The following is a 1,258-nucleotide window of genomic DNA, read 5'->3' on the forward strand; positions in this document are numbered from 1 at the left end:
TTCGAGCCTGCCATTGATCGCTTCGGTAGGCCCGTTCGACGTTCCCGGTCGGGTGAAGAACGCCAGGATATCAGCAGCTCGACGCTTCAGAGTCCGTCCTAACCGCTTGAGTTCGGCCAGTCCTGTCGGCAGATTCGTCGTCAGATCGTCGATGACTGTTTGTAAGAGCTTCTTGCCCTCGTTGCCGTCGTTGGTTCGGTAAGCGCGCACAATGTCTTGATAGACGGCCCAGGTGACTTCGACGGCGGTGAAGTTGGCGTCGGCGAAGAGGTCTACGATCCGCTCCTGCTGTTTGGCCGTGAGCAGATCAGCACCGGTGTGCAGAGTCCTGCGCGCTCGATACAACGGGTCTGTTGCTCGTCCGCGATGCCCGGTGGTTTCCTGCTGAATGCGGCGGCGTACCTCGTCGAGGGCATCACCGGCGAGTTTGACGACGTGGAACGGGTCCATGACTTCGACAGCCTCGGGCAGTTCCTCAACGGAGGCTGTTTTGAAGCCGGAGAATCCGTCCATCGCGACGACGTCGATGCCATCACGCCAGTCTTTCGGTCGGGCTTTCAACCATTGCTTGAACACCTGTTTCGATCGTCCGGGCACCATGTCGAGCAGGCGTGCCGGGCCTGCTTTCTGGCTGATGGGAGTAAGGTCGATGATGACGGTGACGTACTTGTCACCGCGCCTGGTGTGCCGCCAGACGTGTTCGTCGACACCAATGACGCTGACCCCGTCGAACCGGGCCGGGTCGTCGATCAGCAGTCGATGTCCCTGCGCGAGGATCGCGGAGTTCGCGGTGTGCCAGGACACGGCGAGTTTGCGTGCGATCACGGACACGGTGTCGTGGTCGATGACGAGGGCACGCAGCGCCCAGTCGAGGCCGGTTCGCGAGATCTTCGCTCGTGGTGGCGCCGCAGCAGTGGTGTTCTGACGCCATACGCGGCCGCATTCGACGCATTTGTACCGGCGGAGGCGAATGTGAAGCGTGGTGGGCCGGTGGCCGAAGGGTTCGTGGGCGAGGCGGCGGACGACGGTGTCGCGGACGATCCCGTGTCCGCCACACCGTCGGCACCAGTCATCGGCAGTGTTGGGCTGGCATTCCAGAATGGCTTTGTGCCCGGTGATGTGCCGGCCAATGCACGTGAGGTCAAGGGAGTCGAGCCGGCAGAACGTCGTGAGATCAGGAGATGAGAAAGTAAGCTTGGACACGTCGAGGTCTTTCGGATGGACTGTGTAAGAACTTCCATCATCGGAAGACCTCGAC

At 61.4% G+C, this 1,258-nt stretch carries 1 protein-coding gene; it reads right to left on the reverse strand.

What is annotated here, in order from left to right; genetic code table 11:
• Window positions 1-1,203 (reverse strand): ISL3 family transposase (locus DCC25_RS11195; protein ID WP_110101742.1); only part of this gene is annotated, 1,203 nt, incomplete at its 3' end.
• Window positions 1,204-1,258 lie beyond the last annotated feature (55 nt).

Origin of the sequence: Auritidibacter sp. NML120636 (genome assembly GCF_003185945.1) — a bacterium.
Taxonomy (GTDB): domain Bacteria; phylum Actinomycetota; class Actinomycetes; order Actinomycetales; family Micrococcaceae; genus Auritidibacter; species Auritidibacter ignavus.